Raw genomic sequence first — 13,135 nt, forward strand, 5'->3', positions numbered from 1 at the left:
TTTTTAACTTACTCGAATTACTCTAAATAATTCGAGTTGCAAGAAGGCGGCAAGCTGAGCTATCCCAAGGAGCATACACCAGTATGTGACTTGGGTGGCGAAGCGCGGCCAACACACTTGCAGCTTGAAGTATGACGAGTAATTAGTTAAATATCTGCTAATTAGCACACACTTCACTAGATTAATTGTTATTTAAAACTGTTTCATCCATTTTCCACGAAGCTTGTGATAATTAAGCTGCAACCATTGAATGGCGATTACTGTCGCCGCATTATCAATAACCCCGTCTTCCACCCACTGATAAGCTTGTTCTCGGCTTACTACATGCACTTGAATATCTTCATTTTCTGATGCTAGCCCATGGACACCTTTTGCTTGGCGGCTATCTACTTCGCCAATAAATACATGCATACGCTCAGTTGTACCGCCTGGGCTAGAAAGGTAGCTTAGCGCTTTTTCGGCGCGGCCAATCACTAACCCTGCCTCTTCCATGGCTTCTCGACGAATAACATCTTCGGGTGATTCGTTTTCCTCAATCATCCCTGCGACAGCCTCAAGTAACCAAGGTGTTGCGCTGGTTTCTATGGCAGGGAAACGAATTTGTTCAATTAAAACGATATTATCCGTTTGTGGATCATAAGGTAAAACAACCCCTGCATGGCCACGCTCAAATACTTCGCGACGGATTTCATTGCTCCACGTGCCTGCAAAAAGACGATGACGAAATCGGTACTCAATCATTTGAAAAAAACCATTAAATAATTTACGCTTGGATATAATTTCGACATCATTTTTGCCATATTTAATTGGCTGTTTTATTTTATTTGTCATTGCATTTCCCAAAACTATTAATTTCCATATTAAGGAAATAATTGTGGATTAAAACTGTTTTTAAGGCTTTTTAACCTCAGATGAGGTAATGTTTAATGAAATTAAGACAAAATGGCACAAAAGGCTACCGTTAACACAAGTGATACTCTGTTACAATGTGCGCCATTATTCAAATCGAAGAGCAACAATAGGGTCTGTTTTATTGGCTCTCTAAAACGCATAATTTGATACCTACGACTCATTTAGGCATGGTACGTTTTAGACCGCAGACTCAACTTAATTTGCTGTTTAATCAAGGAATCAAAATGAAGAAACTGCTTCCCCTTTTTATTGCGATGAGTTTTGTGGGTCTCAGTACCAATAGCTACGCAGAAGATTTACTGCAGGTTTACAAAAAATCTAAAGAAAGTAACCCCGAATTAAGAAAATCATTAGCTGAACGTAACCAAGCTTTTGAAAAAATTAATGAATCTCGTAGCCCATTACTACCACAATTAGGGTTAGATGCTGGTGCTAGCTACGGAAGCGGTTACCGCGATGCGCGAAATACTGAAAGTACGGGCTTAAATGCGACGTTAAAATTAACGCAAGTCGTCTTTGATATGTCGATATGGCGTCAATTGTCGATTCAAGAAAAAACAGCGGGTATTTCCGATGTGACGTATCAAACCAGCCAGCAACAACTGATCTTAGATACCGCAACCGCCTATTTTAATGTGTTGAAAGCGATTGACGCATTATCATACATCGAAGCAAATAAAGAAGCTGTTTACCGTCAATTAGATCAAGTAACACAACGTTTTAATGTTGGGTTAGTGGCGATTACGGATGTACAAAACGCTCGTGCAAACTACGACAGCGTGATTGCACAAGAAGTTGCAGGCCGTAACGACTTAGAAAATGCGATTGAAAAACTGCGTCAAGTCAGCGGCGTATATTATAGCCAACTTGCTTCTTTGAATATTGATCGCTTTAAAACCACTGAATTAGGCGATATCAACGCGATTTTAAAAGAAGCAGAAGAACGTAACCTTAATCTGCTAAGTGCACGTTTAGCACAAGATGTTTCGCGTGAAAATATTCGCTTAGCAGAAACTGGTCATATGCCTACAGTTGGTCTGAGCGCATCAACCAGTGTGACGAATAACTACCAACATGGTAGTGGCTATAGCGACCCATACACAGGTCTTTCTGGTGCACGTAATAGTTATAACGGGCAAAACAGCGTTGGTTTAACCTTGAGTATCCCACTGTATAAAGGTGGTGCGACTAGTTCACAAGTTGAACAAGCGCAATATGGTTTCCAAGGTGCGAGTGAACAACTCGAAACAGTATACCGTAACGTCGTTCAATTAGTTCGCTCATCATTTAACAACGTATCTTCATCAATCAGTAGCATCAATGCATATAAACAAGTCGTTGTTTCTGCACAAAGCTCATTAGATGCGATGGAAGCTGGGTATCAGGTTGGTACGCGTACTATCGTTGATGTATTAACAGCCACCACGGCCCTATACCAAGCAAAACAGAATCTATCTAATGCACGCTATGATTATATGATTAACCAACTCAACATTGAATTTGCTCGTGGTACTTTAAATGAAGATGATATTGCGCGTCTAAATGCAAATTTAGGCAAAGAAATATCAACTGCGCCAAGTAGTATCATCCGTAATACCAATGCGCCAGCTATTAACTAAATTTTTGGTTGGTGCTTAAGTGGTACAATGACCCGCTATTTTAGCGGGTTATTTTTTTTCTGCAAAAGGCCATATATTTCCGGTACTAATCTGTTAAATTGCCCGTTTTAGCCAGCTTAGGTGATTTATAACTACTTTTAAATTACCTTAATTAGAAATTTCAGCCTATTCTCACTAGGGTTATTGCACAATAGCACAAAAAACAAACAGTAATTAATGTACTGATATTTAATGAAATTAGCTAATTATTACTGTAACTGTGTATATTCAATCCTCAAAAAATAGAGGGGAAGCGACAAAAATGATAAAATCAGCTTATTTCCCCTGTATTTCTGCTTTAATTTTCAGCGGTTATCCCCTATCCTAGAGGTAACCTAAATAACATCTTACTTAATTATATTCAGGGTAATTACCATGACCATGAAGCGTACCAAAAATATTAATCAAAGCGCATTCCGTAAGTCTTGGCGCTCATATCGTATGGCACCAGTTGCCGTTGCCGTCAGTGCGGTATTTATGCTTTCAGCTTGTGAAGAAAGTGATGAAACCGTATCACTGTATACCAATGCACAGGATTGCAGCCAAGCTAATCCATCACAAGCAGAACAATGTACTCTTGCTTACAACAATGCCCTACAAGAAGCAGCCAAAACAGCGCCAAAATATGAAACCCAAGCTGATTGTATTGCTGAGTTTGGTGAGTCAATGTGTACCCAAGCTCCTGCTCAAGCAGGTATAGCAGGGACGGGTTCTACTAATGGTGAACAAACCGCACAAGCACAAAGCAGCGGTGGCAGCATGTGGATGCCATTAATGATGGGTTACATGATGGGCCGTATGATGGGTGGTAGCGCGGCTTCCCAACCATTGTTTAGTTCAAAAAACCCAGCTAGCCCAGCTAACGGTAAGTTTGTTGATGCCACGGGTAAAAGTTACGGCCCAGCCGTTGCTGGTGGTCGTTCAATGAGCGTACCTAAAACGGCCATGGCACCTAAGCCACCAACAACATCAACCGTCACACGCGGTGGTTTTGGTGATACAGTGAATAAACAAGCAATGGCACAACGTTCATCTTCTTCTGCGAAATCAACTTCATCTTCCCGTTCAATGGGTGGTTGATAAGTAATGAAACGAGTTCCTATTGTCGAACGCCCGAATTGGCGTGAAAAAGCCTCTGAGTTTGGTTTCGAATTCCATACTATGTATGGTGAACCTTACTGGTCAGAAGATGCCTACTATCAATTCACAATGGCACAAATTGAAGAAATCGAAGATGCAACGGCAGAGTTGCATCAAATGTGCTTAAAAGTTGTCGAACGCGTAGTAGAAAGTGATGAATTAATGGCTCGCTTTCAAATTCCCAAACATTGTTGGGAGTTTGTTCGTAGCTCTTGGAAAAGTGAACAACCGTCCTTGTACTCAAGGTTAGACCTTGCTTACGATGGGGTTAACCCACCAAAACTACTTGAAAATAACGCAGATACGCCAACGTCATTATATGAATCTGCATTTTTCCAATGGATTTGGCTTGAAGATCAAATCGAAGCTGGCAAGTTACCAGAAAATGCAGATCAATTTAATAGTATTCAAGAACAGTTGATCGAGCGTTTTACTCAACTTAAAGATCAATACGGTTTCCGTCTACTGCATATGTCTTGCTGTCGTGATACCGAAGAAGACAGAGGTACTGTTCAGTATCTTCAAGACTGTGCTAACGAAGCTGGCGTAGCCACTGAATTCTTATATATTGATGAAATTGGCCTAGGTGAAAAAGGTGAGTTTTCGGATACTCAAGATCAGGTTATTAGTAATCTGTTCAAATTATATCCGTGGGAATTTATGCTAAGAGAAATTTTCTCAACCAAACTACAGGATGCAGGTGTTCGTTGGTTAGAGCCTGCATGGAAAAGCATTATTTCCAACAAAGCCTTACTCCCAATGTTATGGGAAATGTTCCCTGATCACCCTAATTTACTACCGGCTTATTTTGCCGATGGTAAAACACAACCTGAACTCGATAAATACGTTATTAAACCGCTTTTTTCTCGTGAAGGAGCCAATATTCGTATCATCGAAAATGGCAAAGAAATTGCTGCTGCTGATGGCCCATATGGTGAAGAAGGTATGATTATTCAGCAGTTCCACCCTCTTCCACAATTTGAAGGTAGCTATACCTTAGTGGGCAGTTGGCTAGTGAATGACCAACCTGCGGGGATCTGCATCCGTGAAGATAAAGAACTGATCACTCAAGATCTATCGCGTTTTTACCCACATACGATCATCGATTAGTTATCATCAATCACTAAAACGCAAAAAGCTCAAACTTTCTAATATAGTTTGAGCTTTTTATTATGCGAAGATATAACAACAAGTTAACCAATTTGAATTGACATCATACTCAATGATCCAGAAACAATCCCTTCTATAGGTATACTAATTTTTTCTTTTCCATCCCATGTTCCCAGTATTGGCAAAATAGGTAAATAATGTTCTGGCGAGGGATTAGATAGCTTACCGTCCTCCCGCTCTAAACCATTTGTTAATGGATGAGGCAGCTCACGGCTTTGTAGGTTGTCATAGACAAACTGCTCAAAAGAAATAGCCCATGGATACGGCTCTGCTTGTGCATTCTGCCAATTCATTGCTCGTAAGTTATGGACAATATTACCGCTTCCCATAATTAGTACCCCATGCTCCCTTAAAACAGACAGTTTTCTGCCTAATTCATGGTGCCAAGCCATAGGTTTAGTTGCATCGATACTCAGTTGAACCACAGGAATATCTGCTTTTGGATACATACGCACTAAGATTTCCCATGTCCCGTGATCCAGTCCCCACTCTTGGGTATCAAGGTAAACAGGTTCAGGGGATAATAAGTCAGCAACCTGCTGCGCCAATTCAGGTGAACCCGGAGCAGGATATTCAACCTGATAGAGCTCTTCAGGAAAACCGCCAAAATCATGAATCGTTTTAGGTTTTAACATCGAAGTAATTGCTGTCCCTCGTGTATACCAATGCGCTGAAATCACCAATATCGCAGTGGGCCGCGGTAAAGTTTTACCAAGATGTTCCCATTTTTGAGTATAAGGATTGTCTTCAATCGCATTCATTGGACTGCCATGACCAATAAAAATAGCAGGGAGTTTAGTTTGTACGACAGACGTATTTACCGACATGATGATTTGACTCCACCTCAATTAGTTTCTTATTACAGCATACGCCGTTTAGTAAAAAACACAGTGGGCTAATTATGAGGATGATCATCAAAAAATTTGAAAAGGCCATCAAGGTGTGCAACTCAATGGCCTCAATATGATTCTATATGCTTAACAGACTACTTATTACCTAAATAACCAATATCGCTATTTAGGTGATATTCGAAATTTACCTACTCCTCGAAATATGATGAGGATTAGCTAGCTTTCTTTTTTTGCTCTTGCTGCAAACGGTACTGAACTAAATCTTCAATCGTCACAACGGTTAAACCATGCTGCCTACCAAAGACGACAACATCTGGTGTACGTGCCATAGAACCATCGTCATTAGTTAACTCACACAGAACACCTGCGGGTTTGAAACCAGCCATAGTGGCTAAGTCAATAGATGCTTCTGTATGACCACGGCGAGTTAATACGCCGCCTTCTCGACCGCGTAATGGGAATACATGGCCTGGATGATTTAAGTCTGAAGGTACTGCTTTATCTGCAATTGCTGCGCGGATAGTTGTGATACGGTCTGCGGCAGAAACCCCAGTGGTAACCCCTTTGGCAGCTTCAATTGTTACAGTAAAACCGGTTTGATTTTGGCTTGTGTTATTTTCCACCATCATTGGCAGCTCAAGCTGCTTGCGACGTTCTTCAGTGATACAAATGCAAACAATCCCACTGCTATAGCGAATGGTAAATGCCATTTGTTCTGTTGTCATAGTTTCTGCGGCAAACACTAAGTCCCCTTCATTCTCACGATCTTCATCGTCAAGAACAAGGACACCTTTACCTTGGCGCAGAGCCTCGATAGCGTTTTCAACACGTTCGATAGGATTACCGAATTCGGAAAGTAGCGTATGATCCATGGTAAAAAACCTCTTAAATAGTTATTAACTAGTTACCAGAATCAAGGCAGTCTTAGGAGTACGAGAAATGATGAATAAACAAATAGCCAAGATGGCTATCAACTCATTCAGGTATGCAGAACAATATTGTGCAACACCGCACAAACATGCAGATACAGTTAATTCTCTCCCATCCGGACTATAACCGTCGGCTCCAGATTCACACTGGATCTGCTGACCTTTACCACAAAATGATAAAGCGCTCGCGGGCTTCATGCGCGTTGCATGTTACCGCCGGTGGGGACTTACACCCCGCCCTGAGATAAACGCAATTAATATAACGCCAATAATTCAAGTGCGCAACGATGAAGATCAAAATTGGCGAACAACTCACACTTTTAGTCAAAAAACATGAATAAAAACTTAGCGTTATAAAGGTTAATTTCACTGCTCTATTTATTTTTCCATTCTCTGTGACTAAAAGAGAAAAGGGCATTATCACTTGGGAGTAGAGATTGTTTGTGTTTAGAGTCGCAGAAAGTGACCAACGCAGTGATAGCTCTCAGTATGGCGTGGAAAAAGGTTTATTACCGCAACAAGAGGCATTACACTACTAATAATTATTTTTTGATTAATTAAGGACCCGCGAATGCTCGATCCGAAAAAACTGGAACAGGTGGCACGCCAAATCCAAGGTGCATTACCACAAGGCGTACGTGATCTAGGCGAAGACTTTGATAAAAAGCTGCGTTCTCTTTTACAGTCACAGCTCGGTAAACTGGATTTAGTCAGCCGAGAAGAATTTGATATTCAAACTCAAGTTTTATTACGCACCCGTGAAAAATTAGCCAAAATGGAACAGCGCGTCAGCGCATTAGAAGCCCATTTTAGCGAAGACAAAAACGAATAATCATTAAAAAACAAAAAAACCTCACTGGGTTTCAAACACCCAAGTGAGGTTTATCACTCGCAAATAATCAATTAGCTGGTTTTCATAATATTTTTAATGATATTGGTTGTTGAGATACCATCTTCAAAATTAAGCACTTTAACTTCACCTCCCGCAGCCCACACCTCAGCACTGCCCGCAATATCTTCTGGTTGATAATCACCACCCTTGACTAAGATATCCGGCAATACCTCTGCAATTAAGCGTTGTGGTGTATCTTCTTCGAAGGGAACCACCCAATCAACGGCGCCTAATGCTCCAAGTACTGCCATGCGTTGCTCTAATGGGTTTACAGGCCGAGTCTCCCCTTTTAAACGACGAGTAGATGCATCGCTATTTACTGCAACAATCAATCTATCACCTAATTTACGTGCATTTGCTAAATAAGATACATGCCCCGCATGTAAAATATCAAAGCAGCCATTGGTCATAACAACCCGTTCACCACGCTGCCTTGCGTTAGCAACTGCTTGTTTTAATTCGCTTTCGGTCATTACGCCAAAACCAGTATCCGCACGACCACGGATAGCATTTTCCAATTCAATTGGTGAAACGGTTGAAGTCCCTAATTTCCCGACTACAACACCTGCCGCAGCATTAGCGAGTGCGCACGCTTCATGTAACGGACGACCAGAAGCAATTGAAGCAGCTAATACCCCAATCACTGTGTCACCCGCCCCCGTGACATCAAACACTTCTTGCGCTTGGGTTGGTAAATGCAATGGGGCTTCATCACGACGAATTAAGCTCATCCCTTGCTCTGAACGAGTGATTAATAAAGCCGTTAGATCCAGAGATTGAAGCAACTTCATACCTTTTTCTTCAACATCTTGATTGTTCTTACAAGGCCCTACGATGGCCTCAAATTCTGACATATTTGGTGTCAGTAACGTGGCACCTCGATAACGCTCAAAGTTATTTCCTTTTGGGTCAATCAAGACAGGCACGCCTGCTTTATTTGCTAAAGCAATCATCTTTTCGACATGGGTTAAAGCCCCTTTTGCGTAGTCTGATAACACAAGCGCCCCAATATGCGGTAGCGCCTGTTCAATACGCTCTAACATCGGCTGAGCATCAACATTGTCAAAACCTTCTTCGAAATCAAGGCGGATCAATTGCTGATTACGCGATAATACACGCAATTTGGTGATCGTCGGATGCGTTGGGATCGCAACAAAATCACAACGTACTTGCACTGCATTTAAATTTTCAGTGAGTGCTTTCGCAGCATCATCAATACCCGTCAAACCAACAAGACGGGAATTTGCGCCTAATGACGCAATATTCATAGCAACGTTAGCTGCACCACCAGGGCGCTCTTCTACCATGGTCACTTTAACTACAGGAACAGGGGCTTCAGGTGAAATTCGGTTTGCAGGACCATGCCAATAACGGTCTAACATCACATCACCCACTACTAGCACACCGGCTTGTTTATAATCCGGAAGAGTTACTTTCATCCTGCACTCCAGTTTTCAAAAAGTCTGATAATAATTTGCAACAATACTAGCATATTGCGCTGTTTAGCTAAATAAAATGCCGTAAACTGCTGTCAGTGTTTACTCACCTAACCATTTTTGCCAACTGACTAAAACTTGCTGGCGTTCTTCAGCAAACTGGCTGATGTTGACTCGGCTTGGCAATGACTGCAAGGCTAAATGGTGTAATTCATTACGCATTGTGACATAGGCATAAGTTAACGCCGCCGCTTCATCTTCTGACATAATGTTATATTGGGTCATTAGTTCGAAAATACGGACGTTATCCGACCAACGCGTCAATGCTGCATTTTGTGAAGCAAACCGTAAGACTAAATACTGAGCAATAAACTCAATATCGGTGATCCCTCCAGGGTCCGCTTTTAAATCAAATTCATCGTCTTGGTGGCTACCTAAGTGTTGGTGCATTTTTAATCGCATATCACGTACTTGCTGTTGCAAGACTTGTGGTTCCCTAGGCATACAAAGAGTTTCATGGCGAGTTAACGCGAATTGTTGCTGTAAATTAGCATCACCAAATACCATTCTAGCGCGTATTAATGCTTGATGTTCCCACGTCCAAGCATCATTTTTTTGGTAATCATCAAAAGATTGGATTGTGCTTACCAACATCCCCGACTCACCAGACGGCCTTAAGCGCGCATCAACTTCATATAAAACACCTGAAGCGGTTCTAGTACTAAATAGGTGAATAATGCATTGGGCAACACGTAAATAAAACTGCCGTGCATCAATGGAACGATCACCATTTGTGACCACATTTAATGGGCAGTCAAATAAGAAAACTAAGTCTAAGTCAGAGCTATAGCCTAATTCCCATCCCCCTAACTTCCCATAACCTAACACAGCAAAACCATATTGTTTTTTATCTTGCTGCGCTAAATGCGCAGGTTCGCCATAGCGCCTTACCATCTTTTGCCAAGCTTGATGAACAACCGCATCAATAATCGCTTCAGCTAAGTAAGTTAAGTGATCACTCACTTTCATGACTGGCAATACACCTGAAATATCTTCGGCTGCGATACGTAATAACTGTGCTTGCTTAAATTGACGTAGCGCTTCGAGTTGCTGTTCCTCATCTTCTTCAGGAATTCGCATTAAATATTGGCGCAATTCATCACGATAAGCGGTTAATGGTAGGGGTTGATATAAAGATTGTGGGTCAAGTAGTTCATCCAGTAATAATGGGTGACGAGCAAGTTGTTCTGCTATCATCGGCGATGCTGCGCATAAGCGAATGACATGCGTCAAAACTTCATCAAATTCAAGTATTAGTTCAAGGTAAGTAGTACGGCTGACAATACTTAATAGTAATGGTGTCATCCGTTCGATCACCTGACCTGCATCGTCACGCTCACCAACTTTAGCTAATAATTTAGGCATTAAATCATCAAGCACATCACGCCCTCGAGGGCCAATGGTGCGCTTGTTAAGATCATGACGAAACATTAAAATGCCATGGATTATTTTTTGCGCGACATCTTCATTTTTAGATGGCAAATATGTCGCTAACTCTTCTTTCGATAACTCGCTTTGCCAAAGTGTAATATAAATCTCATTGAAGGTATCTGAACCTTCATCTTCATCGTCCTGACCGATTTGCTCGGCAAATATGAGATGGACGGCGGCCATTTTTTGGCTCAACACATGATAAAATGTTTGCCAATCGCTGTAACCCATTCCCCATGATAAACGCGCTTGGTTTAAATCATCATCAGGAAGTGTTTGAGTTTGTTGGTCATCAATACTTTGCAGTAAATTTTCGACTCTACGCAAAAAAAGGTAGCTATCTTGCAGAGTATCGACTTGATCGTCGGTTAATAGTGCTAATTCGCGTATACCTTGCAAAGTCGTAAATAAGGATTGCGACTGCAAAACAGGCTCTCGCCCTCCGCGAATAAGCTGAAAAACTTGTGAGATAAATTCAACTTCACGTATCCCCCCTGCACCTAATTTGATGTTATTCACCAACCCGCGACGCCGAACTTCCCGTTCAATCATATTTTTCATATTACGCAGCGATTGGATCACACTAAAATCAATATAGCGGCGATAGACAAAAGGACGCAAAAGCTTACGTAAACTTTGAGCATAATGAAGGCTGTCAGCCCCCATAATCCGTGCTTTGACCATCGCATAGCGTTCCCAATCTCGCCCTTGTTCTTGATAATAATCTTCAAGGGCTGAGAAACTGAAAACTAACGGGCCACTCTCACCAAATGGCCGCAAACGCATATCAACCCGATACACAAAACCCTGTGCGGTGACTTGGTCAAGTACCCGAATTAATTTTTGCCCTAAACGCGTAAAAAACTGTGCATTGTCTAGCTCTTTTCGGCCACCTTGGGTTACACCGTTTTCAGGATACGCAAAAATCAGGTCAATATCAGATGAAAAATTAAGTTCCCCGCCACCTAATTTACCCATGCCTAGCACTAATAATGGCTGCGGCTTTCCTTCAAGGTTACAAGGCGTTCCCCAAGATTGGCTATATTCCCGATACAGCCAATCCCTAGCAGCAACAACCAGTGTTTCTGCTAATACACTTAATTGATAAATTGTCTCTTTTTGGGTGCTTATCTCTAATATTTGCATCCATGCGCAACGCACTAACATATGATGACGAAATGTGCGTAACACCTGCATCAAATGCTCTTCCTCCGTGACGGGCAACATTTCTTGCGCTAACCATGTTGCGTAACTTTTCCATTCATCGGCTTTCGGAGGTTGAGAACGAATTTCAAGTAAAAAGCGCGAATGCGCTAAAACCTGCTGAAATACAAAATCACTGAACGTAAGCACTTGGGTTTCTTGCTCATTTAAGGGCAGTAACTCATGAGCTTGTTCGGCTATTTGACTTAAAACACGTTCACTTTGGGCTCGCAGCAAATTAGGAAAAGAGAGCATTTTATCAATACCTTATTGAGCTTCTTGATAAGTTAAAGCACTTAGCCATTGAATAAAGGCTAATTTGCACTTTAACCATTGGCTACTATAGCAAAAATCCTCAGCACTGATGGCTTCATTCGCAATATCTAAACGCAACTGTTCTAACGGCGTATAGTGCACAAAGTGAGGCGCAGAATTTTGATAATGAACTAAAAAGGCTTGCACAAAACGCAAAAACTCAGAAAAACCCTGCCGAGCATCACTTTCACCAGCTAACCAATATGCTTCGTGTTGCTGGCAAAGTAACTGCATATGAGTCAATGATTTTTCAATAGGTTGTTCTTCGTAATCAAATATGGCATCCGGCCGTGTTAATGGTGTAGTAGTCGGGTTAATCAATGAGTAACCTCGGGCTGCTTTGCTGACAGATGAGAGGTGAAGGCCATCAATATCGGCAATTTTTTTGGCTAGATTGAGTACGTCTGCGATAAAGCCTTTTTTAAGTTCCAATTCAAACTCTTGAATGGGTAGATCTTTTGCTCCGGCAGAAATCTCACCTTGGTCTAAAACAACCTCAATTTCACTATCTTCAAACGTGACAAGCCACTTTTCACGGGTAAAATTAGTACTAAAAAGTATACTAAGTTCAGATTGTAGCTGAGCGACATCCGTGCCTTCCGGCCAAATTTCCGTTGGAAATGCCGCTAAGTTAAGCTCTGGCGAATCAATATCAACATTAAATTCAGGGCGTTGATGTAGCCCACCAATTGCCTGCCCCGCTGTTTTAATCGTCATTTCGTAGCGACCATCACAACCGCGGATGCGTAACCCCATATCCCATTGACGCAATTGTCTTTTTTCTGTATCAAAATAGATATTGGTTAACTTAGTTGGCTCACTGTATTGGTGGGAAAGTGTAGAAATACACTGGCGAACAGCCTCGATTGCACACCCTTTTGCGGCTAATTTGAGTTCAACCTCTACGTGGCTCATACATATCCTTAATTGATTATTTCACTGCCATCATATTACCCCAATCAAGCCAAGCAGAGAAAAGAAACTATCTATAAATCAAAAATTCTACCTATTACATTTCTTTCAGAGAGTTATATTGTAAATGAGATAAAAAGAAGTGTAATTTAGACAGTTAGGATAGTTCTCATTATCCTTTAGAGCATGAATACATCGATGTTTAGAGTTTGCACCTACACACTTT

General features: G+C 41.5%; 10 protein-coding genes and 1 riboswitch. Of the genes, 4 read left to right on the forward strand and 6 right to left on the reverse strand.

Annotation, left to right across the window (positions count from 1 at the left end; genetic code table 11):
• Positions 1–192 precede the first annotated feature (192 nt).
• The gene (nudF, locus tag ACHB7C_RS16590; protein ID WP_042846028.1) at positions 193–831 is read right to left on the reverse strand and encodes an ADP-ribose diphosphatase; all 639 of its coding nucleotides are present in this window, start codon (positions 829–831) and stop codon (positions 193–195) included.
• A gap of 305 nt (positions 832–1,136) precedes the next feature.
• Between nudF and tolC the strand changes: the two genes are divergently transcribed.
• From tolC to ACHB7C_RS16605, 3 genes are all read left to right on the forward strand, one after another.
• Positions 1,137–2,531: an outer membrane channel protein TolC gene (tolC, locus tag ACHB7C_RS16595; RefSeq protein ID WP_042846029.1), complete on the forward strand. Its 1,395-nt coding sequence runs from the start codon at positions 1,137–1,139 to the stop codon at positions 2,529–2,531.
• A gap of 414 nt (positions 2,532–2,945) precedes the next feature.
• Positions 2,946–3,650 (forward strand): DUF1190 family protein, encoded by a 705-nt coding sequence (locus tag ACHB7C_RS16600; protein ID WP_042846030.1) that lies wholly within the window; start codon positions 2,946–2,948, stop codon positions 3,648–3,650.
• 6 nt (positions 3,651–3,656) lie between these two features.
• Positions 3,657–4,820, forward strand: coding sequence for a glutathionylspermidine synthase family protein (locus tag ACHB7C_RS16605; RefSeq protein WP_042846031.1), 1,164 nt, complete (start codon positions 3,657–3,659; stop codon positions 4,818–4,820).
• Between the two features lie 83 nt (positions 4,821–4,903).
• Here the strand turns inward: ACHB7C_RS16605 and ygiD are convergent, their stop codons facing one another.
• Together ygiD and ribB are read right to left on the reverse strand one after the other, a co-directional pair.
• Positions 4,904–5,707, reverse strand: a complete 804-nt coding sequence (gene ygiD / locus ACHB7C_RS16610) for a 4,5-DOPA dioxygenase extradiol (RefSeq protein WP_048606279.1) — start codon at positions 5,705–5,707, stop codon at positions 4,904–4,906.
• Between the two features lie 236 nt (positions 5,708–5,943).
• On the reverse strand, positions 5,944–6,603 hold the full coding sequence (gene ribB / locus ACHB7C_RS16615) for a 3,4-dihydroxy-2-butanone-4-phosphate synthase (RefSeq protein WP_395347928.1): 660 nt from the start codon (positions 6,601–6,603) through the stop codon (positions 5,944–5,946).
• A gap of 157 nt (positions 6,604–6,760) precedes the next feature.
• Positions 6,761–6,910, reverse strand: a riboswitch (FMN riboswitch).
• Between the two features lie 321 nt (positions 6,911–7,231).
• Here ribB and ACHB7C_RS16620 point away from each other — a divergent pair.
• The gene (locus tag ACHB7C_RS16620; protein ID WP_042846045.1) at positions 7,232–7,492 is read left to right on the forward strand and encodes an accessory factor UbiK family protein; all 261 of its coding nucleotides are present in this window, start codon (positions 7,232–7,234) and stop codon (positions 7,490–7,492) included.
• Positions 7,493–7,563: 71 nt separating this feature from the next.
• On the opposite strand, the gene hldE is transcribed toward ACHB7C_RS16620, so the two are convergent.
• The 3 genes from hldE to ACHB7C_RS16635 form a co-directional block, all read right to left on the reverse strand.
• On the reverse strand, positions 7,564–8,991 hold the full coding sequence (gene hldE, locus ACHB7C_RS16625; protein WP_042846046.1) for a bifunctional D-glycero-beta-D-manno-heptose-7-phosphate kinase/D-glycero-beta-D-manno-heptose 1-phosphate adenylyltransferase HldE: 1,428 nt from the start codon (positions 8,989–8,991) through the stop codon (positions 7,564–7,566).
• A 99-nt stretch (positions 8,992–9,090) separates the two neighbouring features.
• On the reverse strand, positions 9,091–11,937 hold the full coding sequence (gene glnE / locus ACHB7C_RS16630) for a bifunctional [glutamate--ammonia ligase]-adenylyl-L-tyrosine phosphorylase/[glutamate--ammonia-ligase] adenylyltransferase (protein WP_198860901.1): 2,847 nt from the start codon (positions 11,935–11,937) through the stop codon (positions 9,091–9,093).
• 12 nt (positions 11,938–11,949) lie between these two features.
• Complete coding sequence (locus tag ACHB7C_RS16635; protein ID WP_395347931.1) at positions 11,950–12,912, reverse strand: inorganic triphosphatase; 963 nt, start codon at positions 12,910–12,912, stop codon at positions 11,950–11,952.
• Positions 12,913–13,135: the final 223 nt, after the last annotated feature.

This window comes from Providencia sp. 2024EL-00732 (assembly GCF_044006275.1).
Taxonomy (GTDB): Bacteria; Pseudomonadota; Gammaproteobacteria; order Enterobacterales; family Enterobacteriaceae; genus Providencia; species Providencia huashanensis.